General features: G+C 47.5%; 3 protein-coding genes and 2 pseudogenes. 3 read left to right on the forward strand and 2 right to left on the reverse strand.

Going from position 1 to position 4,845, the window contains the following annotated elements; translation table 11 throughout:
- Window positions 1-459 (forward strand): annotated as a pseudogene (locus C1T29_RS24825) (LysR substrate-binding domain-containing protein); the annotation flags it as partial.
- Window positions 460-615: 156 nt separating this feature from the next.
- Here the strand turns inward: C1T29_RS24825 and C1T29_RS11735 are convergent.
- Both C1T29_RS11735 and C1T29_RS11740 read right to left on the reverse strand, forming a co-directional pair.
- Complete coding sequence (locus tag C1T29_RS11735; protein ID WP_023855739.1) at window positions 616-780, reverse strand: hypothetical protein; 165 nt, start codon at window positions 778-780, stop codon at window positions 616-618.
- Window positions 781-849: 69 nt separating this feature from the next.
- Entirely contained in the window at window positions 850-2,766 is a 1,917-nt protein-coding gene (locus C1T29_RS11740) for a di-heme oxidoredictase family protein (protein ID WP_103750501.1), read from the reverse strand.
- Window positions 2,767-2,896: 130 nt separating this feature from the next.
- Here C1T29_RS11740 and C1T29_RS11745 point away from each other — a divergent pair, with 130 nt between their 5' ends.
- On the forward strand, window positions 2,897-4,471 hold the full coding sequence (locus C1T29_RS11745) for an alkaline phosphatase family protein (protein WP_208945703.1): 1,575 nt from the start codon (window positions 2,897-2,899) through the stop codon (window positions 4,469-4,471).
- A gap of 139 nt (window positions 4,472-4,610) precedes the next feature.
- Window positions 4,611-4,845, forward strand: a pseudogene (locus C1T29_RS11750) (MarR family transcriptional regulator); the annotation flags it as partial.

Genomic DNA, 4,845 nt, shown 5'->3' on the forward strand with positions numbered 1-4,845 from the left:
GTTCCGTCAAATATCGCTGAGATTAAAGGGGACATTTTGTTTTCGTAAAGCCTTTTGGCACTCGTGCCGATCAATCATCCCCTATCAGGCCAGCAAAGCCTTCATCTCGGCGATCTCAGAAATGATCAGTATGTGCTGTTTCCAGACGGATACATCCTTCGAAAAATGGCTGTTGATGCATGCAAGCAAGTAGGATATACGCCTAAAATTTCCTCAGAGGGCGAAGATTTGGATGCGATCAAAGGGCTGGTTTCTGCTGATATGGGTGTGACGCTTTTGCCGGAAAGCGCCTTTAATGAAACGGCTCCCCGTTTTACAAAGAAGATCCCGATTGATTATCCTCAAGTAAAGCGCACAGTCGGAATCATCACCCCTAAAAACAGGGAGCTTTCCCCTTCTGCAAAAGTCTTTTATCAGTTCGTAAAGAAGTTTTTTTCTCGCCTTCAGCAATACCAATAGCCAGTATGACAACGAATTCAGCCGGGCGCAAAAGCTTGGCTGTTTTCATTTTATCTTAAACAATGATTAATGTCTGAATTTTCAGTCCATTTATTCTCTGCGCATCTCTTCTATTGTAAAAAGCACATCTTATATATGTATGTTTATCCCCTTTTTTTATGCTGATTTTTCATACTGACGCCAGTTTTTTCTGTCTGGAAACGGGCTCGCCTGCACTGGCTGCAGCCTGGAACCGGCCTTTGACTCGTCAAAACCGCTGAAGTGAATGACATATTCCGTCAGCCGGATCGCGCCGTCACAAAGGACCGAAAAGGCGATCATATCGCCGCTCCCGTGATGAAGTTTTAAAAAAAGCCGCCATTCAGGCGGCTTATCGTTTCATTTTATTCCTTACTTTTTCGGCATATCGGCATGGATTAAATAATGAATCAACGCTTTTTGCTCTTGTTCGGAAAAGCCGCTTTTGGCGTCGATCCAGAATTCATGCCCTTTGCCGGTTACCCTGACCGCTTTTAAGTCGGGCGATTCCGAATTGCTTTTGACGACCTGCTGTCTTAAATCTCTGTCGATCATCGCCAGCAAACTGTTATAAGGATCCGCCTGCTTACCGTTTATGACCGTCTTTGGTAAGCCTGTCTCTTTTAATGAGCTTCCCACTGCAACCCCTCCGTCGTGCAAATAAGGAGCGCGCCAGTAAACGCCGATCAGACTCGGCACTTTGTACCCGCCTTTGGAATCTCCCTGCGCCCAGGAAAGCTTGATCTGTTCGGGGTCAAACCCGGCTGTCGGGACTTTCAGGATCTTCGGTTTGCGCGGCAGAGGCACCGGTGTGTCAGGCGAATGAATAAGGCTTTTCCCGAATATGTTTTCCGTTTTCTTAAAAGACCGGGCCCTTGTCGGCTCGGTTCCGATTTTTTCAACCGAGATGACCTTGTTGTTCGTCAAATACCGGCCGGCATGACAGGATATGCAGCCCGCTTGTTCAAAAACACGCCTGCCGCGCCTGACGGTTTGGCTGTCGGTTTTTTGCCGCGGATCAGGAGGTCTAAGTGTATTTTGCCAGGCGGATACAGCGTTGTTTTCTTCATTCACTTTTCGTCCGGGTGAGCTCACAAGTACGCCGTCGGGCGCCGCCAATGTGATGTTAGGATAGTTTGGCGGCTTGACCATTTGGTTGACGCCCGGTACTCCGGGAGTGGGATCGGCTTTTTTGAAAAACGCAGTCGGACTTTCCTTTTTTTTCGGCTGATACCTGTATGTTGAGACGGGAGCCCTTTGCAGGATCGTCCCGATATAAACATCTTCGCTCATGCCGAAAAGCGCCCGGCTTGCCGGGGCTTGCGAGAGGCTGTCCGAATTTTGCGCATGAACATTATTGCTGAACACAGTCAAGCCTTTAAAAGGACCGGCCATTGCCGAACCGCTCCAGCTGTACGGATGGTCGCCCAATGTATAGGCATCCGGAATCTGCGTGGGATTGCTTTTCATATCGATCGTCGAGTCGAAAAAACCTCTCGGCCACTTCAGGAAAATGCGATCGACCGCATCTTCGAGGCGGTCCGGATCGGGAAGGCGTTCTTTTTTGCCGTTTCTGGCAGTGATCACAGGGCTTTTATCATTCATAAATTGTTGAATATTATCAATTTCGGCATGTGTAAAATAAGCCGCTGAATTTGTCGCCAGCGCCAGCATCAGCCCTGTATTTAAATCAGAGTTTGTCACGCCTTCCATCACCTTCATCGTTTTCGGATCGACTGCGGCGTGGCAGGCCGCACAGCTGATGCCGGCTTTGATTTTTCCGTCAGCGTATTTGAAAGGCATGCCGAGCGGTGCGTATGCCCCTTTTGGAACATCAATGCCGGTGTCGATCTTCTCGCCTTTTTTAAAGATTTTCCCGCCGACCTTAACCGTTTCAGCTAATTCGATGCGCAAGTTCGTCGTCCCTTTCCCTTTCAATCCGGCAATGGCTTTCGTCATGTTGGCTGCTGTAATGGGACCGTCAAGGAGTCCGATGATATCTGTCAAAAACACTTCGTTGCCGAAAGTTTCCTTGTAAAATGTCTCCCGTCCCAAGTCGAGAAGGCGGTCATCAACCTTTACAGCTCCCTCCTCTGCGGGGGCGGGCTTGTCCGGTGTAAATGCTCCCCATAGATCGTATCCGTGCACTCGTTTTTCTTTTGAGATGACTTTTTCTTTAGGAGGCATATATACATATTCCGGTTCAAGATGTCTGACCGTGATATAGCCAATTACGGCTAAAATCGCGATGATAGCAAATGCGGCTAACCATTTATGCTTATTCATCATTGACCCTCCTTTCTAATTGAATAGGATTCCCCAGAGCTGCAGTGAATCATTTAGAACGTATTACCAGCTATAACTTCCGGCGTCTCATGCCAGAATATGCATATGATGGGATTAAAGGAATGAGGCCATTTTGAAAAAGCTAAGCATTGTTCTTGCCATTTTTATATGTGCGCTAATTTCATTTATTATATGGCTGAATGCCGGGAATGAAAAATTGGGACTCCCGGATGAAGAAGCTGAGGCCGTCACATCCTCCAAAAAACCGGTCATTGTCCTGATCATCGACTCTTTGATGGATCAGCCGTTGAAAAAAGCTATTCAAGCAGGCCGCGCCCCGGCATTAAAATTCTTTCTTGAAAACGGTCATTATGAACCTGAAGTGGTAAACGCGTATCCGACCATGTCGGTCTCGATTGACAGCACCCTGCTCACCGGAACTTATCCGAATATCCACCGCGTTCCCGGGCTCGTCTGGTATGATCAGGATGAACAGAGAATCGTGAATTACGGGAGCGATAAAAAAGAAATCGCCACACTCGGCATCAAACAAACGATCGAAGACGGGATATTTTCTCTTAATCACCGCCATTTAAGCCGGAAGGTGACAACGGTCCATGATGATTTGCAAGTGCGAGGAAAACAGTCGGCATCCATCAACGGGCTCATATACAGAGGGCCTGACCGCCACGAATTAAATATCCCGCCCCCGCTCAAAAAGCTTAAATTGATGCCTGAACATATGATGGTAAACGGGCCGGCTCTTTTTTCGTTCGGCCGCTTTGCCCAGCTCGATCCCGATAACCCCCACCACCATATTTGGCAAAGTTATGGCGTTAACGACAAGTTCACAGCACAGGAAGTGGCCTATTTAATTAAAAAGAGGAAGCTTCCTGCGCTGACTGTCGCCTACTTGCCCGATTTTGACCATGATGCACACAAAAAAGGCCCGATGGATATGAAAGGCCTCGAAAAAATGGACCAGCAGCTGCAGCGTATATTGAATGCATATGATTCTTGGCGCGATGCGGCCGAAAAAGCGGTATGGGTCGTCATGGGTGATGGCGGGCAGACAGCGATCGGACGCGATAAAGACAAGGCCGCCATCCGGCTTCATTCGCTTTTTAAAGGATACCGGATCGCTAAAATAAACGAAGCCCCCGATCGAAACGCCCAGCTTCTTTTTGCAGTAAACGACAGAATGGCATACATTTATGTCACGGATCGAAACATGCCGCTGCAAGGTGCCGTCAATGAATTGAAAAAAGACGAACGAATCGCTTTCACAGCGTGGAAAAAAAGCGGCTGGATATATGTTGATTCGAAGCGTTCTTTAAAACCGCTTCGGTTTCGTCCAAAAGGCGGCTATCAAGATCCTTACGGGCAGTCATGGACGATCAGCGGAGATTTTTCTTTATTGGACATTAAAGCAGATGGCGTCTCGATCCAATACGGCGATTACCCGGATGCTCTTGCCCGCCTATACAGCGCCATGCATTCGCATCGCGGACAGTTTGTGATCGCCGACGCGAAACCCGGGTTCCAATTTGCCGGCGAAAAGTCTCCCCTCCATTTTGGCGGAGGCGGCCATGGCTCACTTTATAAAACGGATAGCTTGGCTCCGATGATCATCGTCGGTTCGGAAAAAGTTCCGGAACATCTTCGCCACCTTGAAATGAAAGATTTTTTTATGAAGCTCGTACAATGACCCGTTCATGTCATCAATGATCGGGTTTTTTCTTTTTTATAAGTTTCTTCTTTGACAATCTTTTGTTGTTCTATGTATGATAATACCGTGTTTTAGTTTATTTACTTAATTAATTAAAATGGAGAAGCAGGTGCTTTTTATGAAACAAGATAAAGTCAGCCGCAAGACCGTTGTGCAGTTGATCGAAGCTTTCAACCGGCTGCGGTATGCGGAAATGAAGCAGTCTTTTCCTGCAGTTGAATGGAAAAAGACTGAGGCAAAAGCGCTGATGTTTTTAAATGAAGCAAGCGGTGAAGGCAAAATGGCATCCGAAATCAGCCGCGCTCTGCATGTCACCTCCCCTTTCGTCACGCAGATGTTGAACAGAATGGAAA

The sequence above is a fragment of the Bacillus sp. MBGLi79 genome (assembly GCF_002953915.1).

Excerpts from the sequence above, each read along its gene's own strand:
- C1T29_RS11735 (WP_023855739.1), bottom strand. The coding sequence starts at position 780 with ATGATCGCCTTTTCGGTCCTTTGTGACGGCGCGATCCGGCTGACGGAA.
- C1T29_RS11740 (WP_103750501.1), bottom strand. The coding sequence starts at position 2,766 with ATGATGAATAAGCATAAATGGTTAGCCGCATTTGCTATCATCGCGATT.